At 59.5% G+C, this 22,363-nt stretch carries 21 protein-coding genes and 1 pseudogene; 14 read left to right on the top strand and 8 right to left on the bottom strand.

Features of this window, described 5'->3' with window-relative positions; all coding sequences use genetic code 11:
• Window positions 1–52: 52 nt before the first annotated feature.
• Genes FA94_RS04285 through FA94_RS04265 form a run of 5 tightly spaced genes read left to right on the top strand, consistent with a single transcriptional unit; the run spans window position 53 to window position 4,201 of the window.
• Window positions 53–529, top strand: a complete 477-nt coding sequence (locus FA94_RS04285; RefSeq protein ID WP_051980364.1) for an acyl-CoA thioesterase — start codon at window positions 53–55, stop codon at window positions 527–529.
• A gap of 4 nt (window positions 530–533) precedes the next feature.
• Window positions 534–1,472: a branched-chain amino acid ABC transporter permease gene (locus FA94_RS04280; RefSeq protein WP_035547079.1), complete on the top strand. Its 939-nt coding sequence runs from the start codon at window positions 534–536 to the stop codon at window positions 1,470–1,472.
• The gene (locus tag FA94_RS04275; protein ID WP_035549273.1) at window positions 1,465–2,724 is read left to right on the top strand and encodes a branched-chain amino acid ABC transporter permease; all 1,260 of its coding nucleotides are present in this window, start codon (window positions 1,465–1,467) and stop codon (window positions 2,722–2,724) included. Before FA94_RS04280 ends, FA94_RS04275 begins: the two co-directional genes overlap by 8 nt.
• Window positions 2,721–3,491 (top strand): ABC transporter ATP-binding protein, encoded by a 771-nt coding sequence (locus tag FA94_RS04270; protein ID WP_035547076.1) that lies wholly within the window; start codon window positions 2,721–2,723, stop codon window positions 3,489–3,491. The genes FA94_RS04275 and FA94_RS04270 overlap by 4 nt, the downstream gene beginning before the upstream one ends.
• Window positions 3,488–4,201 carry an ABC transporter ATP-binding protein gene (locus FA94_RS04265; protein ID WP_035547073.1) on the top strand — a complete coding sequence of 238 codons (714 nt, stop codon included), beginning with the start codon at window positions 3,488–3,490 and terminating at the stop codon, window positions 4,199–4,201. The genes FA94_RS04270 and FA94_RS04265 overlap by 4 nt, the downstream gene beginning before the upstream one ends.
• A 16-nt stretch (window positions 4,202–4,217) precedes the next feature.
• Here FA94_RS04265 and FA94_RS04260 read toward each other — a convergent pair whose 3' ends face one another.
• Window positions 4,218–5,156 carry a LysR family transcriptional regulator gene (locus FA94_RS04260; protein ID WP_035547071.1) on the bottom strand — a complete coding sequence of 313 codons (939 nt, stop codon included), beginning with the start codon at window positions 5,154–5,156 and terminating at the stop codon, window positions 4,218–4,220.
• A 132-nt stretch (window positions 5,157–5,288) separates the two neighbouring features.
• On the opposite strand from FA94_RS04260, the gene FA94_RS04255 reads away from it, so the two are divergent.
• Window positions 5,289–5,792 (top strand): DUF8737 domain-containing protein, encoded by a 504-nt coding sequence (locus FA94_RS04255; RefSeq protein WP_035547068.1) that lies wholly within the window; start codon window positions 5,289–5,291, stop codon window positions 5,790–5,792.
• Between the two features lie 36 nt (window positions 5,793–5,828).
• On the opposite strand, the gene FA94_RS04250 is transcribed toward FA94_RS04255, so the two are convergent.
• Entirely contained in the window at window positions 5,829–6,893 is a 1,065-nt protein-coding gene (locus FA94_RS04250) for an NAD-dependent epimerase/dehydratase family protein (RefSeq protein WP_081935663.1), read from the bottom strand.
• 105 nt (window positions 6,894–6,998) lie between these two features.
• Between FA94_RS04250 and FA94_RS04245 the strand changes: the two genes are divergently transcribed.
• Window positions 6,999–7,373, top strand: a complete 375-nt coding sequence (locus FA94_RS04245; RefSeq protein WP_035547064.1) for a VOC family protein — start codon at window positions 6,999–7,001, stop codon at window positions 7,371–7,373.
• Window positions 7,374–7,785: 412 nt separating this feature from the next.
• A complete protein-coding gene (locus FA94_RS04240; protein ID WP_035547062.1) occupies window positions 7,786–8,337 on the top strand; it encodes a TonB C-terminal domain-containing protein in 552 nt (183 codons plus the stop codon).
• Window positions 8,338–8,455: 118 nt separating this feature from the next.
• On the opposite strand, the gene FA94_RS04235 is transcribed toward FA94_RS04240, so the two are convergent.
• The gene (locus FA94_RS04235) at window positions 8,456–9,367 is read right to left on the bottom strand and encodes a LysR family transcriptional regulator (RefSeq protein WP_035547060.1); all 912 of its coding nucleotides are present in this window, start codon (window positions 9,365–9,367) and stop codon (window positions 8,456–8,458) included.
• 126 nt (window positions 9,368–9,493) lie between these two features.
• Here FA94_RS04235 and FA94_RS04230 point away from each other — a divergent pair, with 126 nt between their 5' ends.
• Entirely contained in the window at window positions 9,494–10,483 is a 990-nt protein-coding gene (locus FA94_RS04230; protein ID WP_035547057.1) for a zinc-dependent alcohol dehydrogenase family protein, read from the top strand.
• A gap of 329 nt (window positions 10,484–10,812) precedes the next feature.
• Here FA94_RS04230 and FA94_RS04225 read toward each other — a convergent pair whose 3' ends face one another.
• Together FA94_RS04225 and FA94_RS04220 are read right to left on the bottom strand one after the other, a co-directional pair.
• Window positions 10,813–11,241, bottom strand: a complete 429-nt coding sequence (locus FA94_RS04225; protein WP_035547056.1) for a (R)-mandelonitrile lyase — start codon at window positions 11,239–11,241, stop codon at window positions 10,813–10,815.
• Between the two features lie 61 nt (window positions 11,242–11,302).
• A pseudogene (locus tag FA94_RS04220) lies at window positions 11,303–12,019 on the bottom strand (aldo/keto reductase); the annotation flags it as partial.
• 1,144 nt (window positions 12,020–13,163) lie between these two features.
• On the opposite strand from FA94_RS04220, the gene FA94_RS04210 reads away from it, so the two are divergent.
• Complete coding sequence (locus FA94_RS04210) at window positions 13,164–14,582, top strand: inorganic phosphate transporter (RefSeq protein WP_051980363.1); 1,419 nt, start codon at window positions 13,164–13,166, stop codon at window positions 14,580–14,582.
• 663 nt (window positions 14,583–15,245) lie between these two features.
• Here the strand turns inward: FA94_RS04210 and FA94_RS04205 are convergent.
• On the bottom strand, window positions 15,246–15,860 hold the full coding sequence (locus tag FA94_RS04205; RefSeq protein ID WP_035547052.1) for a hypothetical protein: 615 nt from the start codon (window positions 15,858–15,860) through the stop codon (window positions 15,246–15,248).
• A gap of 412 nt (window positions 15,861–16,272) precedes the next feature.
• On the opposite strand from FA94_RS04205, the gene FA94_RS04200 reads away from it, so the two are divergent.
• The 4 genes from FA94_RS04200 to FA94_RS04180 all read left to right on the top strand — a co-directional run bounded on the left by FA94_RS04200 (window position 16,273) and on the right by FA94_RS04180 (window position 20,805).
• Entirely contained in the window at window positions 16,273–17,148 is an 876-nt protein-coding gene (locus FA94_RS04200; protein ID WP_035546331.1) for a tyrosine-type recombinase/integrase, read from the top strand.
• A 9-nt stretch (window positions 17,149–17,157) separates the two neighbouring features.
• Window positions 17,158–18,345, top strand: coding sequence for an IS91 family transposase (locus FA94_RS04195; RefSeq protein ID WP_051980300.1), 1,188 nt, complete (start codon window positions 17,158–17,160; stop codon window positions 18,343–18,345).
• 476 nt (window positions 18,346–18,821) lie between these two features.
• A complete protein-coding gene (locus FA94_RS04190; RefSeq protein WP_035547050.1) occupies window positions 18,822–19,370 on the top strand; it encodes a hypothetical protein in 549 nt (182 codons plus the stop codon).
• 973 nt (window positions 19,371–20,343) lie between these two features.
• Window positions 20,344–20,805, top strand: a complete 462-nt coding sequence (locus tag FA94_RS04180; protein ID WP_035547046.1) for a WapI family immunity protein — start codon at window positions 20,344–20,346, stop codon at window positions 20,803–20,805.
• Window positions 20,806–21,192: 387 nt separating this feature from the next.
• Here FA94_RS04180 and FA94_RS04175 read toward each other — a convergent pair whose 3' ends face one another.
• On the bottom strand, window positions 21,193–21,615 hold the full coding sequence (locus FA94_RS04175) for a hypothetical protein (RefSeq protein ID WP_156126515.1): 423 nt from the start codon (window positions 21,613–21,615) through the stop codon (window positions 21,193–21,195).
• A 119-nt stretch (window positions 21,616–21,734) separates the two neighbouring features.
• A complete protein-coding gene (locus tag FA94_RS04170; RefSeq protein ID WP_063771761.1) occupies window positions 21,735–22,244 on the bottom strand; it encodes a DUF2846 domain-containing protein in 510 nt (169 codons plus the stop codon).
• Window positions 22,245–22,363 lie beyond the last annotated feature (119 nt).

Genomic DNA, 22,363 nt, shown 5'->3' with positions numbered 1-22,363 from the left:
AATATGGCTGGAAGGCAATGCTGGTAAAGGTTTCAGGCGCGATGAGATATCTATGGACAAAAACTTGACTTCCAGTGGGCCGATTAAGCCTAAAGCTTTGAAAAAAAACGAGTTTCGCCACTTTCAGGTTATCACCACACGCTGGATGGACAACGACGTCTACGGTCACGTGAACAACGTCGTCTATTACAGCTACTTCGACACCGTGGTGAACGAGTATCTGATCCGCGCGGGCGTGCTGGATTTCGAACACGGCGCGACGATCGGCCTCGTGGTCGAAACGCATTGCAGCTACTTCGCGCCGCTGGTGTTTCCCGATCGCATCGACGCGGGCTTGCGGGTGGTGCGGCTCGGCACGTCGAGCGTGCGTTACGAAGTGGGGCTCTTCAAGGAGGGCGACGCCGAGCCCGCCGCGCAAGGCCACTTCGTGCACGTCTATGTGGATCGTGTCACGCGCCGTCCGGTGACGCTGCCCGCCGAATTGCGCGCGGCGCTCGAACCATTGAGCGTCGCGGCGCAGGCGGATTAGGCGCGTGCAATCGCTCGTCATCAATCTGCTCAACGGTGTCAGTTACGGCTTGCTGCTGTTCATGCTGTCGGCTGGTTTGACGCTGATTTTCAGCATGCTCGGCGTGCTGAACTTCGCGCACGCGAGCTTTTACATGCTCGGCGCTTATGTCGGCTTTTCGGTGGTGGCGCGTGCCGGATTCTGGAGCGCACTGGTGATCGCGCCGCTCGTCGTCGGTCTGATCGGCGCGGCGCTGGAGCGTTGGCTGTTGCGTCGCGTGCGTGGCCACGGCCATCTCGCGGAGTTGCTGCTGACCTTTGGCGCGGCTTATCTGCTCGGCGAACTGGTCAAGCTCGGCTGGGGCTTAAGCCCGCTTTCGGCGACGGTGCCGGCGGCGCTCGACGGTCCATTGTTCACCGTTTACGGCGCTGCGTTCGCGCGTTACCGGGCCTTCATGATGGTGGTGTCGCTGGCGATGCTCGCTGTGCTTTATGCCGTGTTGCGCGTGTCGAAAGCGGGGTTGATCGTGCGTGCCGCGCTGACGCACGCGAGCGCCGTCGAAGCACTCGGTCACAACGTGCCACGCGTGTTCACCGGCGTGTTCGCGGCCGGCACGGCGCTCGCCGCGTTGGCCGGCGTGATCGGCGCGCCGCTGTTCGTGATCGAACCGTCGATGGCGGAGTCTCTCGGCTCGATCGTGTTCGTGGTGGTCGTGATCGGTGGATTGGGCTCGTTGAGCGGGGCGCTGGCGGCGTCGCTGCTGGTGGGTTGCGTGCAGACTTTTGCGGTGGCTAGCGATGTGTCGTTGGGCGATGCAATGTCGGTGGTGGGCGCGTCGCTGCCGCCGCAGTGGGAAGCGCTGACGCTCGCGCAGCTTGCGCCGCTGATTCCGTATCTGCTGCTGGTCGCGATGCTGGCGCTGCGTCCGCGCGGGATGTTTGGACGGCGTGACGATCATGCGTGAAGCGCGGAAATCATGCCTCCGCGCGCTCACACCATGGCTGGCGCTCGTCCTCCTGCTAGCTGTCCCGCCATTCGTCTGGCCGCAAAGCTGGCTGCTCGCCTATCTCGCGCAGACCGCGACGATGATCGTGTTCGCGCTCTCCTACAACCTGCTACTCGGCGCAACAGGCTTGCTGTCGTTCGGTCACGCCGCGTATTCCGGCCTCGGCGCGTTGATCGCCGCGCAAGTGTTCAATGCGATGGGCGTGCCGCTCGTGCTGCTGCCGTTGATCGGCGGCATCGGCGGCGCGCTGTGCGGGGTGCTGTTCGGTTTCGTGTCGACGCGGCGCGCGGGCACGGCCTTCGCGATGATCACGCTCGGTCTCGGCGAACTTGTGGCAGCGGCCGCGTGGACGCTGCCCGACTGGTTCGGCGGCGAAGCGGGCGTGGCGATCGACCGTGCGAGCGGCCCATTGCTCGGAAGCTGGAGCTTCGGTCCGGCGCGCGAGGCGTACGCGCTGATCGCCGTCTGGTGTTGTCTGGCTTGCGTGGCGATGTTTGCGCTGTCGCGTACGCCGTTCATGCGGCTCGCTAACGCCGTGCGCGATAACCCGGCGCGTGCGGCGGCGATCGGCTGTTATCCACGACGCGTCCGTTATGGCGTGGTGGTGCTGTCCGCGTTTTTCGCGGGCATCGCGGGGACGTTGGGCCTGATCAACGTCGAACTGGTATCGACGGAAAGCGTCGGCATGCTGCGCTCGGGCGCGGTGCTGATCGCCACCGTGATCGGCGGGACGGCGGCGTTCTTCGGACCGGTAGCGGGCGCGGTCGTGCTGACGTTTTTCAGCGTTGCGGTGGCGAGCGTCACGCGCGCGTGGCTGTTTTATCTGGGGCTGTTCTTTGTCGTGATCGTGGAGGTGTCGCCGGATGGTCTCGCCGGCTTCGCACAGCGACATACGACGAGAATTGCGGCGCACGGTTGGCGCGCGTGCCGCGCGGCTTACGCTTGGGGCACGGTTGCCGCGTTGCTGTGGATGGCGGCAATCGTGCTCGCGGTGCAATGGGCGTACGCGGTGCAATTCGGTGCGGATGACGGGGCGGTGTTGAACGTGGCGAGCTTGTCGTTGGAGGTGGTGTCGTCGCCGTTCCGGCTTGGCGTCGTGCTGTTGATGTTGGCCATGCCGGGAGCAATCGCGGCGCGTTACGCGATTCGCGCGCAGGCACGTCTCGCGATGCCCGCAACGGAGATGCAGACCCTGGGAGAGGCGCGATGATCCCCGCTCTCGCCCTCTACGGCGTGACCAAGCGCTTCGGCGCCACGCAAATTCTGCGCGGCGTCGACCTCGCGATTCAGCCCGGCGAACGTCACGCGCTAATCGGTCCGAACGGCGCGGGCAAGTCGACGCTCTTCAATCTGATCGCCGGCGGTGCGCGGCCGAACGCCGGACGCATCGATCTGTTCGGCGCGGAGATCACGCGACTCGCGCCGGCCGCGATCGCACGTCGCGGGCTCGCGCGCAGCTTCCAGACCACCAGTGTGTTCGCGCGACTGAGCGTGTTCGACAACCTGCGCTGCGCGGCGCAACTTGCCGAACGCGATCGCACGCGCTGGTGGCAGCGCTTCACCGGCTCGTACACCGTCGACGCCCGTGCCGAACAGGTACTCGAAGCGGTCGGCCTGAGCGCTCATCGGCATGTGCAAGCCGGCACGCTTGGTTACGCGGGACAACGCGCGCTCGACCTCGGCATTGCGCTCGCCGGCGGCGCGCATACGTTGCTGCTCGACGAGCCGACCGCCGGCATGAACCGCGCGGAAGCCGCGCGCGCGATCGAGCTGATTCGCGAAACCACAGCCGGCCGCACGCTGCTGATGGTCGAGCACGACATGGACGCAGTGTTCGCTATCGCGGATCGTATTTCGGTGCTGGTGCAAGGGCGTGTCATCGCGAGCGGCACACCAGCGGCGATTCGCGCGGACGCGGCGGTGCGGGCTGCTTATCTTGGCGATGGCACCCCGCTCACCAAAGGCCCCCGCGCATGACCGCCTTACTCGACATCCGCGGACTCAACGCGTGGTACGGCGCAAGCCAGGCGCTGCACGGCGTCACGTTGCGCATCGAGGCGGGCGAAGTACTCGCGCTGGTCGGCCGTAATGGCTCGGGCCGCTCGACGCTCGCCCGCGCGCTAATGGGCCTCGTGCGCAGCGAGGGCGAGGCCAGTTTCGCGGGCCACTCGCTCAAAGGCTTGCGCACCTTCGAAATCGCGCGTCTGGGACTCGGTTACGTACCGGAACATCGCGACGTCTTTCCCACGCTAAGCGTCCACGAGAACCTGCAACTCGGCGTAGCACCGCGCACGCGCAACCGCGCACCGCGTTTCATGTTCGACGACGCCTACGAACTCTTCCCCGTGCTTCGCGAACGTCGGCACACGCGTGCCGGTGCGCTGTCGGGCGGCGAGCAGCAGATGTTGACGCTGGCTCGCGCGCTGCTCGGCGATCCCGATCTGCTGCTGATCGACGAACCCGGCGAAGGACTGGCGAGCCTCGTCATGGACCAGGTCGCCGCGTGTCTGCGCAGATTGCGCGAACGCGGCGTGGCCATGTTGCTGATCGAACAGCGGCTCGTGATCGCGCGCGATATCGCCAGCCGCGTCGCCGTGATGGGACATGGCGAGATCGTGTTCGAAGCATCGCTCGATTCATTTCTGACGCGCGCCGATGTCATGCAGGAATGGCTCGGTGTGGGTTGAGCGAGAGGCGCCGGTCCTATCCTTTCCCCGGCACTTTGCTCTGAGCTGCCGGGCGGCTCTTCACATGATCGATGAACGCGCGCAGCTTCGGCATGATCTGCCGCCGGTTTGGATAGTAGAGAAACACGCCCGGTATCACCGGCGCGAATTGCTCCAGCACGTGCACCAGTTGTCCCGCTCGCAATCTTTGGGCGGCCATCGGTTCAGGAACCTGGGCCAGGCCCATGCCTTCGATCGCGCCGCCCAGCATGGTCGAGAAATCGTTGGCGATGAGCGGGCCGGATACGGCGATCTCGATCGTCTGGCCGTTGTCGTTGAACGACCAGAGCGCGAGCGCGCCGCTGGATCGCCGCCACCGCAAGCAGGCGTGCTGGCGCAGGTCGTCCGTGTGTTCCGGCGGGCTGTGCGCGGCGAAGTAATCCGGGCTGCCGACGACGATAAGACGAAGCGGCGGCGTCAACGGTACGGCGACCATGTCGGCATCGACGAACTGACCCATGCGTATACCGGCGTCGAATCCTTCCGCTGCGAGATCGACCAGTTCCTTGCTGGCGGAAATTTCCACTTCGACCTCGGGATACGCCTGGCAGAAAGAGGCGATCAGCGGTTCGAGCAGGATGGGCAACACCGCGCGCGGCACGGAAAGCCGCAACAGTCCGGTGGGGCGCTGGCCGAACCCGCGCGCCACCTCGCTCGCGGCGACAAGCTCTTCGAAAGCCGGCTTGGCGTGCGCCAAAAACCGCTCGCCGGCTTCGGTCAGGCCGACGCTGCGCGTGGTGCGGATGAAGAGCGCTGCGCCGATGCGCGCCTCGAGAACACGCACCGTCTGGCTGACGGCCGACGGCGTCACCCCGAGTTCCGCGGCGGCCCGGCGAAAGCTGCGATGCTGGGCGACGCTCAGGAACACCTCCACACCATCGAGCGCGCCTTGTCTGACTGTGAAGTTCTGCTTCATAGCCCGTCAACATTGTGGTGAATAGTCGGTCGAGAGAGGCCATGGTACACCTACGTCTGCGGATAAGAAGTCGTGCCGGCCGGTCTCTTTCGTGTCCTTCAACGCGCCGGATAACACCTGACAGGAGGCTTCATGCCACCGGAACTGATCTTCCCGTTGCATCTCGCGCTGGGGTATGTCGCCGGGCTGCTTAGCTTCCGCGCGTATGTCTGGCCCAGGCTTAAAACGATGGATGCGTTCGATGCGCATCGCGCTATCGCTACGTTCCATAGTTTTCGTTTTTTTGGGCTGGCGTTTATTTTGCCGGGCGTTGTCGGTCCGCATCTGCCTGCGAGCTTCGCCGTGTCTGCTGCGTATGGTGACTTCGCGACGGGCTTGCTGGCGATGCTGGCGTTATTGACGGTACGTAGACCTGCGCTGTTCTGGTTGTTTGTCGTGGCGTTTAATGTTGTTGGGGTGACGGATCTCGTCCTCGACTATTACCGTGCGATTCAGGCGGGGCTTCCGGCGCACGCGGGGGAGTTGGGTGCGATGTACGTGATTCCGGTTATCTATGTGCCTTTCTTAAAGATCACGCATGTCGCTGCGTTCTGTTTGCTGCTGCGGTCGCAGCCGAAGGTGGTGCGGAGTTTTTGAGGTTGGTTTGGGGCGGGAGGTTTGTGAGCCCTGAGCTTAAAAACCATCGAAGCGCGCAAGCGTTGCTTGTTCCTTCTCTGAACTTAAAGTCCGAACCAGCAGCGTCGATTGTCTAATCTCGACAGTAGTGCGGCTCCAGGCCTGTACATCCTTGACCGTTTGTGAGAGCGGCCGGAATTCGAGCCCGTGCTCTCTCGCGCGGCGATTGTCGGCGAGGAAAATGCCGCCAGCTTCAATATCGTTTTCAGCGACCCAGAGAGGCAGTTCGGTCCATCCTTCGATACCTGCCGCCAGCACCTGCTCGTCCGTGAGCCAATCAAGCCGCGCGCCACTCTGCGAGGATGCGTCAAGGCACTCGTCAAGGAACTGCCCCATGGTCAACGTCGATTGTGGACCGACCGCATTGAAAACCGCATTCACCCGATCTTCCGCCATGAGTACGGACCATTCAGCAAGGTCTCGCACGTCGATGAACTGAATGAGACGGTCGCGACGTCCCGGAGCAAGCACACGGCCGCCCGCGTCGATGCGACGAATCCAGTAGGTGAATCTTCCCGTCGGGTCATGCGGACCAACAATTAAACCTGGTCTTAGAATCGCGACGCGCCCCGGCATGGCAGACTGAATCGCGGCTTCCGTTCTCGCTTTCAGCGCGCCGTAGTCTTGACTACCGGGAAGCAAGTCGGCGTCTTCGTCATATCGTATGCCGGGCGGAAAGCCTCGATATGCGGAAATGCTGGAGATAAACGTGTAGTGCTTCGGGAGAACCCCGAGAGCAGAAAGTACGAGATCGATCTGCTTCGGGTTATACGCGGACGGATCTATCACTGCGTCAAACTCGCGGCCGCGCAGAGTAGACAGGTTCGAATTCCTGTCTCCGACAAGGCGTTCGATCTCGGGGAACAGCGATGGGTTTTCTCGACCCCGGTTGAAGATCGTGACGACATGTCCGCGCCTTAGAGCCGCTTCGACGATGTGACGGCCAAGAAATAGCGTGCCGCCCATCACAAGAATTCGCATAGGGATTTCAATATCCGATTCGACGATGCGAAAACTTAACACACCGGACTTCGACGCGCTCTCGCATCGTATGGAATTCATACCCGGATTGGTACCGGTGGTTACGCGTGACTACGTGTGGCAACATCGCCATGATTTTCCAATCGCGTCAGGCCTCGCGCGGGCGCCCACACTTCTGGAGCACTCATGTTCGACCACGTTAAATTCGGCGTCAGCGACTATGCAGCGAGCAAAGCGTTCTTCGTCAAGGCACTCGGACCGATCGGCGTAGTGGTTGTCTCGGAGGGGGTGCCGACTTATGGTGTCGAGCTTAGTTCGCCGGACAAGGCTTCTTTGTGCCTGTTTCAGACTGAAGAGAAACCGGCGCATCTACATCTGGCGTTCACGGCCGACAATCGCCAGCAAGTCGATGCTTTCTATCGCGAGTCTCTGGAGGCTGGTGGCCAAGATAATGGCGCGCCCGGTCTGCGTCCGCGCTACCACGCGAACTACTATGCGGCTTTTGTTATTGGTCCGGATGGGCACAATATTGAAGTGGTTTGCCATCAGACCGAGGGCTGAGGTTTTTGCCGGGCGGAGTGGGGTGGTGGTCAGTCGGCGTGGGTTGGTCAAACGCAGGCATTCGATAACCCCTCCTGGCTGACTAACAATGACTTCGTACTTCGAGCGTCAGCATTTCGCTAACTGAGCTATTGCTGTGCTTTACATTGGTCGATGAAATTCGCGATCACGCGCGTGACTTCTTCCGGCCGTTCAAGGCTCGGCAAATGGGCGGTACCTGCTATCTGGTGAAACGTCGCACGAGTGTTGATCCGGCTCGTTATTCCCGTTGGGGTGGTGAGCGGTCTTGCTTGCTGGCTGTTCCTCTATATCACTTGGTCGCGTGAAGCCTCATAAACGACGTTCGACACCGTAGCCAAGATCGATGACAATCGGAGGCGGGTCGTTTTGTATTAACGCACTGAATTCGAACATGAAAAAGAAGAACTGGAAACTCGCTGCCTGCTTCTACGTGTTTGCTCAGCTAACGGGGTGCGCAAACGATATTGCACAGACTACAAGCAATGTGCCGACGATACCCCTCGAGCAAGTAATTAACCATTGCTTGGCGAGCCTTGCTCCGCAAGGAGGGCCGATGCCTACGCAAAACAACCTCACCGCATCGCAATGGATCGGCTATGTCACTTGCGCCATGAGTAGCAATTTGCGAGTCGACATCGATCAGGTTCACGAGAACCCGGAGGCAACTGTCGAGATCCTTATAAACAATGATGGGTCTATCAACTCCGTGAAGCGCTTGCGGACCAGTGGCAGTGAAGCTTGGGATCGTGCTGTCGACATATCGATCCGAGCTGCACCTCCTCTGGCGCCAGCGCCTACTGAACGCCATTTTTCGAAGTTGGACCTGATTTTCACGCCATTTTCACAGGGCGGCGGGATGAGTCGGGGCGCAACTCTGACGGGGCAAAGTCATTGGTCGATGCACCAGTGCACGTCGACCGGCGGTGCCGTAGCATGCAATTAGCATCTGTGTTTATCGAGTATGAGTGGCTGCTTTCTGGAATTACAGATGACCGTTCAGGGTCGGGTGCTGCCGATCGCTGAAATGCGGAGTTCGGCCATTGACGGACGTAGCGATGCAGTCAAGCGCGGAATACCGCCGCCTCGGCCGTTGCAAGCGTCTCCAGTTCCTCGACAGTCACCTGAACTTTCGGTTGGAGATGCCGAGTTTTCTGCCAGATGACGTGAATCGGCATCGTGGCCGAAAGTTCAGGAAGAACCTCGCGCAGTTGTCCCGTCGCCAACGCTTCCATAGACAACCAGCCAGGAAGTTGAACCAGCCCACATCCCGCGATAGACGCCATAAGGAGCGTGTCGCCGTCTGTCAATTCATGACGTGCGCGCACATCCCTATACGCAGTCTTACCTCCATTGTCCGCAATCAGCCAGCCCGGCTGGCCGAATCGCTGCCACCCAACGAGGCAATCATGTTTTGAAAGGTCGTCGATGGACTCCGGCATGCCATGCCGTTCAAGGTAAGCGGGCGCGGCGCAGATCGTCATACGTTGATGGCCAAGCTTGCGCGCCACCAGGTCAGTAAAGTCATCGAGCAAGCCGATCCGGACTGCGAGGTCGACACCCTCACCTACCAGGTCGATTGGGCGGTCTTGAAGTGATATAGACAGATCCAGACGCGGATACCGTTGCGCCATACGAAGAAGAGCCGGAGCGATGTGGCGTCGGCCAAAGGTGGTTGGCAGATCGACGCGCATGCGTCCGATAGGCTGCTGACGGCCGGTGGCGAGTAGTGCCTCGGCTTCATGGAGTTCAGCGAGCACGCGACGACACGTCGCAAGGAAAGTCTCGCCCGCAGTAGTCATATCGATACGTCGCGTGGTCCGGTGCAGAAGCTGCACTCCAAGGCGCTTTTCCAGCCGCGAGATACTCTTGCCGACTGCCGATCCGGTTACGCCAAGCTCTTGCGCTGCAGCCGAGAAACTCCCGGAGTCGATCGCGGTAACGAATTCGCGTATGCCGTCGAAATTTTCATTCATCGCGGGATTGTGGAATTCAGGGATGGAATGTCTGGAATCATAGCCGCTTACTGGAATCGATGGATATGCCTAAACTTGTTGTACGGGCGCGATGTTGGTCGCCGTCACAATTCAAGAGGTAGCGAAATGTCGAAAGTAGTTCGTTTTCACCGCGTCGGCGGTCCCGAGGTTCTGCAAATTGAAGATATCGATGTCCCAGCACCCGGAGCGGGCGAAGTCCAGATTAAAGTAAAAGCGCTTGGAATCAATCGCGCTGAAGTGATGTATCGAAGCGGCCAGTACGTAATCGAGCCGAGTTTCCCAGCCATGCTGGGCTATGAAGCCGCCGGGGTAGTTGCCGCAGTCGGCGACGGTGTCACAGGGTTCGCGTCGGGTGATCGAGTTGGCATCATCCCGGCGTTTTCTTTCGCCGACTACGGCATGTACGGTGAAGTGGTCAATGCGCCGGTCTCTGCGGTCGTTAAAACACCCGACAATGTATCGTTCGAAGAAGCCGCAGCAACGTGGATGGCGTTCACCACGGCCTATGGCGCGCTCATCAATCTCGGCGGACTGAAGGCCGGCGAAACCGTTGTCATCGGCGCAGCGACTAGCAGTGTCGGGATGGCCGCGATACAGATCGCGAATTTTGTGAAGGCGACGCCTGTTGCCTTGACGCGTAGCCTTGCGAAAAAGGACCCGTTGCTGCGAGGAGGCGCGGCACACGTTTTTGTCGGGGACGATGCCGGATTGCATCAGCAACTGCTTGATGTGACGGACGGAAAGGGCGTGAACATGGTTTTCGATCCGGTCGGTGGTCCGCACGCGAGGAGCCTTCTACAAGCCCTCGGCCACGATGGAACGTTTTTCCAGTACGGCGCACTCGACGCGCGGGATATCCCGGTACCCGTCATGGATATTCTCGGAAAACACCTCACGGTACGCGGCTACGAACTTTTCGAGATAACGACCAGCCCGCATCGGTTGGAGGAAGCGAAGACGTTCATCACTCAAGGCTTGTCGACAGGCGAGCTACGGCCAACGATCGACCGCACTTTTAGCTTCGATCAGATTGCCGAAGCGCATCGATATATGGAAGCCGGGAACCAGGTCGGAAAGATTGTGGTGACGATCTAGAACGAAGAGCAGTGCTACGCCGCTGCTCTGTGAGACCGCCTTGCCTCTCAAAGCCGCCCGATAGCTGACCCGGTGTGTCCCCGACGGGTCGATCCGAGCCGGTCACCAGGGGACCGGGGTCAGCCACAAGCGGTCGGACGTCGTCGAAATTCGAACGACCGGTTTCAGAGAAGAATCCGACTCTCAGGGCAGACGCTGGAGTCGGCATTGAGCGTGCCCTTGATCGCTTTCGCCGAAAGCGCACATCGACGGTACAGATGCATTGCGCGGCGCCCTTTGATTGACCTCCAGTCCCGCGCGAGAGGTATAAGTCGAGGCCCGGAGCGCCGTTATTCGATGACGAGCGGCCCCGCCTGATATTGCTCATCGGTCACCGGCTCCATCCATTCAACATTCTTGCCATCGAGCAATTCGGTAAGCGCGAGATGCGACATTGCCGTGGTGGCAGCTGCTCCGTGCCAGTGCCGCTTGCCGCACGAGCACGAGACAATGTCACCGGCGCGGATTTCCGTTCGGGGGCCGCCTTCGCATTGGGTCCAGCCTACGCCATTGAGAACGACGAGAGTCTGCCCGAGCGGATGCGTATGCCAGTTAGTGCGTGCACCGGGTTCGAACGTCACGATGCCGCCGCCGAGACGCGCCGGTTCCTCAGCCTGGAAAAGGCTATCTATACGAACGGAACCGGTGAACCAGCTTTCAGGGCCCTTGATTGACGGCTTAGTGCCGTTGCGAACGATGGTCTGAGCTTCTTTGGTCATTATCCTGCTCTTTCAGGTTAAAGGGTGCCTGGTCTCCTTTGAGAGCCAGGCAGACTGAATGTCAGAGGCCGAGTTTTCGTTCGCTCATCCATTTCACGATCGCCGGATCGCGATGGGAGAAGAAGCTGCTCTTGCCAGTTTCCAATGTGGTGATGAATTGCATGTCTTCTTCGGACAGCTCGAAGTCGAAGACGGCCAGATTCTCCAGCATCCGCTCTTTCCGCACGGACTTCGCGAGAGCGACGATGCCGCGTTGAACCAGCCATCGCAGGACGACTTGTCCAACGGTTTTGCCGTAGCGCTGAGCAATCGCTACAAGGTGCTCGTTCTGAAACAGGTTGTTCCGACCTTCGGCGAAGGGAGCCCAAGCCTGCGGCTGCACGTCGAGTTCACGCATGAAGTCGACGCTCTCAGCCTGCTGGTGGAAAGGGTTGACTTCAATCTGGTTGACGACTGGTTTCACTTCGTTAAAAGCTGTGATGTCCATCAGACGATCCGGCTGAAAATTGCTCAGTCCGATCGCACGCAGCTTACCGGCGCGATGCGCCTCCTCCATCGCTCGCCACGCGCCGTGAACGTCCGAGAACGGCTGATGGATCAGAAACAGGTCGAGATAATCCGTGTCGAGCCGCTTCAACGACTTGTCAATGGCAATGCGGGCGCGTTCATAGCTGGCGTCTTCAACCCATAGCTTGCTGGTGACGAAAAGCTGGTCACGCGGTACACCGCAATGTTTGAGGCCTCGTCCCACCGCCTCCTCGTTTTTGTAGGATGCAGCCCACGGTTGATTGATGAATGAATGCCGTCAATGGCCGCAACAAGTCGCCCGGTGCCGATCGCAGCCTTCAAATGGGTCAGGCTTGTATGAGGAATGCAGGAGGCGACACCCGGCCAACAGCGGCCAGTCGACATCAAGGCCTAGATCGTTGACAATCCGGACCGGCCGTCGTGACGAAAATTCGGAGAGACCGTGAGAGATCATCAAACGCGCGCTTTAGAGCAGCGGGCTCAGACGTTGGAAATTGCGTCGAAAGGAAGCTTCCTGGACGGGGTCTTTGAAATCGAACGTTACAACGGGATCTGGGCATCTGGCTACCGAAAGCCTAGGCCGCCGGCCATCGCGACGATAGATCTTGCCGAGACCTACGCAGACAAAACCCCACAAGAGATAGAGGAGGCGAAGGCGCGAGTTCGGCGATTGAACGAAAACGCTCTCGCCTACGTCTCCGCAGTGTTTGCTAAACGCCCTGATTGCGAGCGATTGAAGAGGGAGCTGCTAAGGGACAATCCTGGATTTGGCCAGTCCACGTATGACCAAGCTATAACGACGATTTCATGGCCCTCCGCTAAGCACTGCCTCGCTGTCCGATTTTGAATCAAGGATGGCATGCCAGAACGCGAATGGAGCAATTCTTCGCGTTTTGTAATAATTGATTCGAGCGCCGACCGGCGCAGAGTTCGGCCATTTTCGGCCACTCGTTGCTGTCGCGTAGACTGATAACAATCGCACGCCGGCGCACCCACAGTCAGTCCTTGACGGGGAACCTCTATGAGGTTTGATGGGTACGGAGGCACGCTCAACAGTGCCACCGATAGCGGCGAGTTGTCTTGTGCAAAAAATGCACAACAGGTCTGCTTTTCAGCGCCGCCGAGTGTTGAGTAAAACCTTGTCGCTCTAGCCGATTTTGAAAAGATCATAAGAATTAATCGACCGCTATTAACATGAATGGCTGTCCCTGAATTTGCGCCTAACGCTGCAATGCGAATGTAATGGTTGCGGTAAGTCCGACACGTCGCGGGCTGACGGGCTCCTTTACCGACTTAAAACGTTCATCATCGCCGTCTACGATCAACCGTTCGCCTTCACGGAGCAACAGGCCGACATCCGCGAGTTTGTCCCCCAACTCTTTGCGGGAGTGCGAATGCTCGTTCATTTCATGCCGTCGTCCAGCGTCGTCATCGTCATGCTGGTTGTTTGCTTCGTGATGGTGCTGGCATTCGAAGCCACCAACGGTTTCCACGATTCGTCCAACGCCGTCGCGACCGTGATTTACACGCAGTCGCTCAAGCCCGTGCAGGCCGTCGTTTGGTCCGGTTTGATGAACTTCGTCGGCGTGCTGGTCGGCGGCATTGCCGTGGCCTACGCGCTAGTCGAGATTCTTCCGCCCGATGTCCTCACGCCGCCCAATGGCTCGCCAGCCGTGCCCATGCTTGTGTCGATCTTTCTGTCGGCGTTGCTGTGGAACGTCTTGACCTGGGCGTTCGCGATCCCGAATAGCAGTTCGCATTGCATCATCGGTGCGCTGATTGGCGTAGCGTCGGCGGACGCGGTGCTGAAGTCGCGCGATCTCCGCCAGGGCGTCGACTGGCAGCAGATCATCAAGGTGCTCGAAGCGCTCGCTGTTTCGCCGGTGCTCGGCTTCGTGCTCGCGGGCGGCCTGTATGGCTTGCTTCGCCTCGTCGTGCGGCGCGGGCATCTGTTCGAGCCGCCCAAAGAAGGTCAGCCGCCTGTGTGGTGGCTGCGCGGACTGCTCATTCTCACGTGTACGTCGGTCAGCTTTTCGCACGGCACGAACGACGGTCAAAAAAGCATCGGCCTGATCATGCTGACGATCATCGGACTGTTGCCCGCTAGCTATGCACTAAACCCGGAAGCAACGAATCAGTTGACACAACTCGGACAGCGCGCGTCGGCCGCGTTGCCACTCATCCAGAAATATGGCGACGACGTCAAGGATCACGCACTCAAGGCGGCCACCGCCTTGCAGAAAGCGCAGTCCGAACTGGAAACGCAGGCGTCGGAACTCAAATCGGGCGCGTCCGGACAGGACGGCGAACGCGCCACGCGCTCGCAATTGCGTGGCGACATCTACGAAGTGGTGTCGCAACTCAAGCACGTCAGCGAAGCCAAAAGCGCCAGCGAGCAGGAAAAGAAGCAGGCGGCCGATCTGATGAAGGACATGAGCGAGCCTGTCGAATACGCGCCGCTCTGGGTTCGTATGCTGAGCGCGTTGTGTCTCGGTATCGGGACGATGGTCGGCTACAAGCGAGTCGTACGCACGCTCGGCGAACGGCTCGGCAAGCAGCATATGACGCCAGGCCAAGGCGCGAGCGCGGAACTGGTCGGCTCGATTCTGATCGGCACGGCCGGCTTCACGGGTTTGCCGGTGAGCACGACGCATATCGTTACGTCCGGCATCGCCGGCACGATGGCCGCAGGCGGTCAGGGCGTGCAAGGTGGCATGCTCCTGCGCATCGCGCTGACTTGGCTTGTGACGCTGCCGGTGACGATGGCCATGTCGGCCGGGCTGTTCTACGTGCTCGCAAATCCGCGCTTTTGATCCGACACGAATCCGCCACCGCTTGCACTCCACACCGTTCCTCCGCCCGAACCGCGGAGTGCTTCGATGAGTGTGTTCGTCGCAGTTATCTTTCGCCGACGCTCGTGCTGCTCGCCATTGACTGGAAGAAGGCAAGAAATCGCGAGGACTTCTGCGTTCGTGTAGTGGGATGCGCGGATCGAGGAAGGATGAGGCGTGCTTATCGGCCGCCGGCGATGGCTTCGACACCGCTGTAGGCGACACGGCAATCAGTCTTTTCCGTTGAAGATAGGCCGCCATTGCATCGGCGGCGTTCACATTGTCGCCGACTGCGACCACACGCAATTGGCGGGCGTAAGTCGACAGATCGCTGCGGCTCGACAGGCCCGTGACGCCACGCGTAATCGCATAGTGACGCTTCGGAATGGAAAACGCCTCGGAAGCCTAAGACTTGCGGTGTGTAACGTCCGTTGTTGAGAAAGTTAACTGTTCCTTGTGGGTCGGCTACGGCCGACCACATCGCGCGGTAGTAGGCCAGCATGAGACGGTCGCAGGAGGCCGCCCCGGTCATTGGGGTGTCAGTGGCGTACTCCAAAGCGGCCATCCGTATGCAAGGAACGTGTACCGTCTTTACGCCTCGATCGGAACTTGCCAGAGTAGCCCTACAGGGTGTTTTTCTTGTTGTTAGGACCGCCGTCGCTTCATCAGTTCGCTAAGTAGATCCATCGGATCGGGTGGATTTGTCTTGGCGAAAAACTCTGTGCCAGCAAGGATTGGCTGGTATTGCAGATTAAATCTCTCGAGCATCTCCGCAGCCCTTCCAATGAATATGGTGTCATTGAAGTGTTCTGGTGCGTCGTAATGCTTGACCAACCGTGGAGGAAGTGCGGCGTCGACAATGGTATCCCCACCCAGCGAAACCCATGCGTGGACTCTTTGCTTCCCGAGATAGGGCGTCGTGGCGCGCACCTCAGCTCGTAAGCTTTCCAGGGTGGTTTCAAACTCGTCCGTGCCATTGATGATGACATTGCCGAGTACAATGTCCGCAGGAATACTTTCGTTATTCAGTTGGGCGAAAATGTTCGACGACAAAGTTTGACAGGAGTTTCCCCAGTAGCCGGGAATAATCATGCCAAAGAAGCCCGAGAGGTGGTTCAACAACTCAGAGGTGCGGCGCAAGGTTTCGTCTGCAATGTCCGCGGCGGGAGAAATTAGCGGCCGCCGGGTGAACCCTAGACTTTTGGCCTCTGCAATGGCATTAGATAGTTGTTCGCGGTACGAAGCTGAGTAATCAATCATGCTATGTTTTGTCGTGCGCAAATGTATCCCCCTTATCTGTCTAGCATATCCAGCAACGAAACTGCAGCACCTGTGATGCTAGCCCAGAGGCGGACGTTCACCAAGTCTTCGGCTTCTTCTCCTCCGGCTCTCGTCGCCCTGCCTGTACGGCAGTTAACTGCCTGGCCTTGGGTGTCGGGAGCGCCGGATAGCCGCTCAACACTTGATAGCAGCCAATCGGTCCATCAAGCTGTGGCGGACCGCTTTGGGTCGAATTGAGGCACTCACCAGCCGTCTTGGTTCGGCCACAGGACTAAACCGCTCGCGCGGTATGCACTCCGTTTCAACGTGGTGGTTCTTCATAGGAAACCCGCCCGGTTTCCTATGTTGAGGGATGAGGCGATCCGCCTCGTCACTCGACAGGAGCCGAGCCATGACTACCCACAGCCAGGACATCAGTCCGCTACGCCAGCGCATGATGGACGACATGCGCATGCGCCGCCTCGCGCCAACCACGCAAGCCAACTATCTTCGTGTGGTGCGAGAGTTCACTGTCTTTCTCGGACGTTCGCCTGACACCGCCACCGTCGAGGACTTGCGGCGCTATCAGCTGCATCTGGTTGACCGCGGTGTGTCGCCGATTTCCCTGAACGCGGCGATCACCGGATTGAAGTTCTTCTTCACCACCACGCTCGGTCAAGGGGAGTTGATGGCGAAGATGCGTCCGGTTTATCTTCCGCGTACCTTGCCCGTCATACTCAGCCGCGACGAAGTGGGTCGACTGATCGCGGCGGCCAGTAACCTCAAGCATCAGACAGCGCTCGCAGTAGCCTACGGCACAGGACTACGGGCCAGCGAGGTGGTGGCCCTGAAGGTCGGAGACATCGACAGCCAGCGCATGACGCTGCGCGTTGAGCAGGGTAAAGGGCAGAAGGACCGCTACGCGATGCTGTCCCCGGTGCTGCTCGAGCGTCTGCGGGTCTGGTGGCGAGTGGCCCGGGCCCAGGGCCGGATGCTTGACGGTGGCTGGCTCTTTCCTGGGCTTAACCCGATTGAATCGCTCAGCACCCGCCAACTCAACCGGGTGGTCCATGCGGCCGCCGAGGCCGCGGGAATCGACAAGCGCGTGTCCATGCACACCTTGCGCCATAGCTTTGCCACCCATCTACTGGAACAGAAGGTCGATATCCGCGTGATCCAGGTCATGCTCGGGCACAAGAAGCTGGAGACCACAGCGCTTTATGCCCAGGTCGCCACCGATATTCTGCGTGAGGTGGTCAGCCCCCTTGATGGTCTGGATCCTGCGTAGGTCACCATCGTGGCGCATTGCGCGCTGGAGGTGGCCGACGTCTTTCGCTCTCTTGGTCCAGTGTGGCGTCAATCCGCCAATCTGAACCTCGGGCAACTGAAGGTGATGTCAGCGATCGAACAGTGCCGCAGCGCGGCGCTGGGTGGACACGTGTTGCGCTGTTCCGGTTGCGAACAGATCGAGGTCGCTTACAACTCCTGCCGCAATAGACATTGCCCAAGGTGCCAGGCTACCGCGGCGCGCCGGTGGCTCGAAGCGCGTGAGGCCGATCTTCTGCCCGTCGAGTACTACCACGTGGTCTTTACACTGCCGGCGGCGATCAGCGCGATTGCGTACTACAACAAGGCTGTCATCTACGGGCTGCTGTTCGATATCGCGGCCGAGACATTGCGCACCATCGCCGCCGATCCGAAGCATCTCGGGGCACAGATCGGTGCCACTCTCGTGCTGCATACCTGGGGCTCGGCGCTCACGCATCATCCCCATGTGCATGGCATCGTTCCCGGTGGTGGGCTGTCGCCGGATCGAAGCCGGTGGGTAGCGTGCAAGCCAGGTTTCTTCCTTCCCGTGCGCGTGCTCTCGCGCCTGTTCCGGCGACGATTCCTCGAAGAGCTGGAAGCGATCTATCGCCGCGGCCAGTTGCGCTTCTTCGGCGAATACGCCGGGCTCAACGATATGGCAGCCTTTGCCGGGTGGCTTGCGCCAATGCGCGCATGCGAGTGGGTGGTCTATGCCAAACGCCCGTTTGCGGGACCCAAGGCGGTGCTCGCCTATCTGTCGCGTTACACGCATCGGGTCGCGATCTCTAACCAACGCCTGGTCGCGCTCGACGAACACGGCGTGACCTTCCGCTGGAAGGACTACCGCGTGGACGGACGCACACGCAACAAGACCATGACACTCGAAACGGATGAGTTCGTGCGCCGGTTCCTGTTGCACGTGCTGCCTGGCGGCTTCCACCGCATCCGCCACTACGGTCTGATCGCGAACCCATCGCGGCGCGAGAATCTCGCGACGATACGCGAGTTGCTGGACGTAGTGCCTGCCAGTATCGGCCTCAGTGCCAACGTCGTATCCACCGTAGCAGTGCCGCCAACCTTCGTTTGCCGGCACTGCGGTTCGCCAATGATCATCATCGACATACTCCAACGCAGCAGACCTATCCGGGCACCGCCTGTCGAGCGAGCCCACGCATGAACACCATCGTGTCAGGATGCACAATCCGACTGTCGGCTCTTCGGCAACGAGAGCCGATAGCAGACGCCTGCGCCTATCTTTCCAGACAGGCAGTCTGGCGCTGGCCGAGTCGGCGCGATGGCAGCCCGCCGCTGTGCCGCTGCCGCGATCGTGCCTGTCCAGCCTCAGATTTACCCGCCTTTATATCCACCATGTCCTCAGTGCGCCCAAACAAATCGCCATAGCGGTGAAATGTTCAGACCACGTCGGAACACTCCGCGGTTTCCTCCCTTGGGGCTTGCAGGACGCCTGCCCGCTGGCGTCTGGGCGAGTTCACGTGCGTACGGACCAGGGCAGGCGTCCTACAACCCTAAACACAAGCGGCCGCTCGACAACGACGTCTACATTGTAGACAATCGCTCGGTTGGCCCGGTCCGCCGCTGAGCAACGTTGACTCATACGGTCCCGCCTTTCCCGCATGTAGCACCCATAGATCAATGCAATCGAACGCTGCTTCGTCATCCACAGCCGTAGACAGATTTTCCGCTCGCCATTTCGCGCGATGGATTGGTTTCCTCATCGTTTGTTTCGGACTTTGGGAGTTTGACAAAGGCGTGATCGCGATACTACTTACGACGATTCTTCTCTTCCCGCCGCTCTTTGTTGTCTGGGTTTTTGGGAGTATGGAGAACGCAGTTCGGCGGCGTTGGCGCAGTGCGGCCTCGGCATTTCTAGCGCCTTTACTGGCAGTCGGTTTGGTATTGGGTCTGCCGTTTGTCGGCATAGACTCCGAGCGTATTCATTTTCTTTTGGTCAAGTATCCGCACGAGATCGAACTGCACTTTTCGTCCAATGGCGGTAAGGCCTTCCACAGTTGGAGCTGGGGATTGAACGCGGCCCCATTTTCGCCCGGCGTTGCGTACACATTGAACTACGATCCAACGGATGCGGAGTTGCTGGCACCCAAGGTTCCCGAAAAATCTGTTCGGCCGATGGGTAATCACTTTTATGTCGTAAGGGAGTCGGAAGACGGAAGCCCGCTCTGAATGCAGAAGGTAATAAGCGGCCAGGAAGCGTCATTCGATCGATATTCAGGAATTGGTGACAAGCGCGCGGTTGGCGTATCGGACTGAAGACAATCTAACGACTTGCATACATGGTGCCCAGCATAATCTGTCCGAAAATGATCAGTGCAAGTACCATGGAGGCCAAGACCACTGTCGAAAATCCGAGGATGAAACCCCAGATGGAACCGGCCAATTGAACGGAACTGAGGCGACCCACGATTAACACGCTGATCATCGCTCCGCCGACGGCACATAGATAGAGCAGCCAGTCGTCTGCGTGATAAAACCGTAACGCACATAGCGCTAGAAGACATGCGAGAGCTATTGATGCTCCGCTCGTCACGGCCGATTGGCCCCTCTGCGAAACGAAGACACCGATCGCAAACGCCTGGGGCAGCCAATAAATTAGAAAGTTATGCAAGAAAAATAGTTCGCTGCGATGTGCCATCCATATCGATATCGCTGCGCTCACCAGTAAAGAAATGGCGGGACATGCGGCATGCCTCATACGCAAATCCAGATATCGTTCAGACGGCAGGTTCGTCATTGTTCGTATCGTCACCAAGCGGTTGCACCTATCATTCGTCGACGTTCATCAGTCGGTTTTCGCCCGCCCGTGCGCTGCCTGACGCGCCGCTGCTACTGAACCGAACCAGGTTGTGTTTCAAGACAGTGGCACGGGTTCGCAACAAAGAATGTCTGCTTTCGAACAATCTGTGTGGCTGCTCCGGGTCGGGAGTACGCACTGCCGACTGGCCGCTTCCGGGAAGCGGAATCCCACTGGCCGCTTTCCGGCGGTGAATTTTAAGAGCGGGCTGACGCAACCCGACCCGTTGCTGCCACTTGAGAGCGTTGATTGGCTGCTGGAAACCGGACGTTGGCGAGCAGCTACGGCGAGCCTATATACTTTGCACAGGCACCATGTGCGTCCGCAACAACCGAATCCGATTAAATGTCCGAGCAACCTCATGTGATTTTGGCTGAACCCAGCCTGCAGATTGGGAGATTGAAACTCTGGGTCCATGGTCGCCAATTCCCGTTGGCCCAAGATTATTGGGATGGAAACTGGCTGCAAGTAACCGCGCTATGCGGCTCCGCAAGTTCCACCGTTTCGACGGTCGGCCCCATTGTGCACCTAGGTGAGTTGGTGCAACTCCTCGAGGAATGCGAGCGTCTCTACGAGTCCCTATCGGGCATTGCGAAGCTTGATTGCATGGAGCCAAACCTCGGCGTTACCTTGACAGCCAAGACAAGCGGGCACGTTGATGTGCGGATTCACATCACGCCGAACCACATGTTAGAGAAGCATGAGTTCACTGAATCGTTTGACCAGACGTTCTTACCGGCAATCATCGCGCAGTGCCGCGAGATTCTGATAGAGCACCCGCTGCGGAAGCCGGAAAGCGGGCACTGAAATGGTCAAACCGATTCACGCGTTGGCGCGTATCAGTACGCAACCTAGCGACCTGCTCGAAAGCAGGCCTTCGTGAACGTCCGAGACTGGCCGATTGGGTGAGGTCGCGAACGGCCGCTTGTCGGCACGCCAGTTTGCAAAACCTGAATCTGGATGACTGACCGGTTTGGAGCAAGCTGTCTGACCGTAACGGGTCGAATTCAGCCTCTCCCAATGTGTCTCAAGTCGGCCAATTCCGTTCCTTCGACATCTGACCTGAATCGTTGGCACCTTCAAAACCAACTTGACTGGAAGTACCGCCCGCTACCTTTTCAACAGCACCGCGTAGTAGTCCGCGACGTTATCCTCCGTCCCCTTCGTGATCCGATTGAATACTCGTTCCCATGGTCAGAAGCTGGAACCTGAGGCCGTTCGCAGACCCGGGAACCGGCTTCCACCCACGGTGACCATACCCCATTCGCCGCCGTGATTGCGGCGATACACCTCTCCGACGTAACTTCCGTAGCCTTTCGCAAATGACATGACTTGCTCGTCCGTCGGCCTGGGACTGGTGTTGACGTAGGATGAACTCATTTGCGCCAAGGCCTTTTCGACATTGGCAATACTCGCGTCCGACCAGTCGAGTTTTATTCCAAACTGTTTGGCGGAGAAGTCGACGGCGTCTAGTGAGTAGGCTTCCGCAGTTTTCTGGATTTTTGGATCAGGTGAAAAGGGCGGGTCCGATGCGGTTCCTGCCAGCGCAATTCCACTGCGAACGCAAGCCATCAGGACGATCAGCGCTAACAGAAAGCGCCTTACGATTGTTCTCAAGAGGATTCCCATTTCAGGACAACCCTGAGTCGCCGCAGCGTGTCGGCGTGTTGAATTTTCGCCTCGTTCAATCGCAGAACAAGGAGCGCGGCGTCCCACCCCCGCGCTCCCCACCGCAATTACATCTTGCCAGTAGACGTCGACGTAGCCGTAGCCGCGCTCGTCTGCGCACCCGCCGCGACGGCCGGAGCCGCATCGCCGATGTACTTCAGCGTCTGGATTTCCAGCTGCGCGTTCTCCGGATAGTCGATCGTCGGCGTGATGTGACCCACCAGCACGCCCATGCTGACTGCCGTGCGCACGTACTTCGTCTCGCCGGCCTTCAGCTCGAACGTGATCGTCTTTGTCACCTCGGTCGAGGTGGCGACGGTATAGCTGCCCGCCGGTTCGTCGACGTAGAAGAAGCCGCCAGCCTTCGAATGGCCGACCACCTTGTCGTTGAGCTTGATCTCGGGTTGCAGCATGGCGCCTGCAAACGAATCCGAGCGGAAGAAGTAGATGCGGCCGTCGTCAGGCGAGAGCGTCGGGATCGACGACGCCACGTCTTTATATTGCGGCCCGGACGCGCAACCCGCCGCGAGCAGTGCAGCGCTGCCGGCGAGCAACAGGGTTCGGTAGAAGCTTTTCATGCAAGGTCTCTCACGCGAATGAAGGTCGACGGTCGGCCGAAAGGCTTGGCCTCCCGTCAACTATTCCAGCCAGCGAATAGCCGGATGGACTCTCTGAAGATTTTTTGAATTGGCGCGGA

Source organism: Burkholderia sp. 9120 (assembly GCF_000745015.1).
Lineage (GTDB): Bacteria > Pseudomonadota > Gammaproteobacteria > Burkholderiales > Burkholderiaceae > Paraburkholderia.
The sequence above is the reverse complement of the archived record's forward strand: the minus strand, read 5'-3'. Positions and strand labels throughout refer to the sequence as shown.

What these genes read in the sequence shown, in the direction of transcription:
- FA94_RS04240 (WP_035547062.1), top strand. Translation starts at nt 7,786, where the DNA reads ATGAAAAAGAAGAACTGGAAACTCGCTGCCTGCTTCTACGTGTTTGCT.
- FA94_RS04265 (WP_035547073.1), top strand. Translation starts at nt 3,488, where the DNA reads ATGACCGCCTTACTCGACATCCGCGGACTCAACGCGTGGTACGGCGCA.
- FA94_RS04225 (WP_035547056.1), bottom strand. Translation starts at nt 11,241, where the DNA reads ATGACCAAAGAAGCTCAGACCATCGTTCGCAACGGCACTAAGCCGTCA.
- FA94_RS04170 (WP_063771761.1), bottom strand. Translation starts at nt 22,244, where the DNA reads ATGAAAAGCTTCTACCGAACCCTGTTGCTCGCCGGCAGCGCTGCACTG.
- FA94_RS04235 (WP_035547060.1), bottom strand. Translation starts at nt 9,367, where the DNA reads ATGAATGAAAATTTCGACGGCATACGCGAATTCGTTACCGCGATCGAC.
- FA94_RS04255 (WP_035547068.1), top strand. Translation starts at nt 5,289, where the DNA reads ATGCCACCGGAACTGATCTTCCCGTTGCATCTCGCGCTGGGGTATGTC.
- FA94_RS04210 (WP_051980363.1), top strand. Translation starts at nt 13,164, where the DNA reads ATGCTCGTTCATTTCATGCCGTCGTCCAGCGTCGTCATCGTCATGCTG.
- FA94_RS04270 (WP_035547076.1), top strand. Translation starts at nt 2,721, where the DNA reads ATGATCCCCGCTCTCGCCCTCTACGGCGTGACCAAGCGCTTCGGCGCC.
- FA94_RS04285 (WP_051980364.1), top strand. Translation starts at nt 53, where the DNA reads ATGGACAAAAACTTGACTTCCAGTGGGCCGATTAAGCCTAAAGCTTTG.
- FA94_RS04180 (WP_035547046.1), top strand. Translation starts at nt 20,344, where the DNA reads ATGTCCGAGCAACCTCATGTGATTTTGGCTGAACCCAGCCTGCAGATT.
- FA94_RS04190 (WP_035547050.1), top strand. Translation starts at nt 18,822, where the DNA reads ATGCAATCGAACGCTGCTTCGTCATCCACAGCCGTAGACAGATTTTCC.
- FA94_RS04250 (WP_081935663.1), bottom strand. Translation starts at nt 6,893, where the DNA reads ATGAATTCCATACGATGCGAGAGCGCGTCGAAGTCCGGTGTGTTAAGT.
- FA94_RS04245 (WP_035547064.1), top strand. Translation starts at nt 6,999, where the DNA reads ATGTTCGACCACGTTAAATTCGGCGTCAGCGACTATGCAGCGAGCAAA.
- FA94_RS04275 (WP_035549273.1), top strand. Translation starts at nt 1,465, where the DNA reads ATGCGTGAAGCGCGGAAATCATGCCTCCGCGCGCTCACACCATGGCTG.
- FA94_RS04200 (WP_035546331.1), top strand. Translation starts at nt 16,273, where the DNA reads ATGACTACCCACAGCCAGGACATCAGTCCGCTACGCCAGCGCATGATG.
- FA94_RS04230 (WP_035547057.1), top strand. Translation starts at nt 9,494, where the DNA reads ATGTCGAAAGTAGTTCGTTTTCACCGCGTCGGCGGTCCCGAGGTTCTG.
- FA94_RS04205 (WP_035547052.1), bottom strand. Translation starts at nt 15,860, where the DNA reads ATGATTGATTACTCAGCTTCGTACCGCGAACAACTATCTAATGCCATT.
- FA94_RS04260 (WP_035547071.1), bottom strand. Translation starts at nt 5,156, where the DNA reads ATGAAGCAGAACTTCACAGTCAGACAAGGCGCGCTCGATGGTGTGGAG.